1 pseudogene is annotated in these 234 nt (G+C 74.4%); it reads left to right on the forward strand.

The window, feature by feature from the left end:
• A pseudogene (locus QN345_RS20375) lies at positions 1-234 on the forward strand (L-aspartate oxidase); the annotation flags it as partial.

The following is a 234-nucleotide window of genomic DNA, read 5'->3' on the forward strand; positions in this document are numbered from 1 at the left end:
GTCCGCGACCTGATCCGCTTCGGCGTCGACTTCGACAGGGACGACTCCGGCGTGACGCGCGGGCTCGAGGCCGCCCACTCCCGCTCCCGGGTGCTGCACGCCGGCGGGGACGCGACCGGCGCCGCGATCGAAGCCGCACTCGTTTCGACCGTCCGCGAACGGGCCGCCCGCTCGGCCCAGACCCCGGGTATCCCGCGCGTCCAGCTCCGTGAGCACACCATGCTCGTCGACCTC

This window comes from Cryobacterium sp. 10I1 (assembly GCF_035019805.1).
Taxonomy (GTDB): Bacteria; Actinomycetota; Actinomycetes; order Actinomycetales; family Microbacteriaceae; genus Cryobacterium; species Cryobacterium glucosi.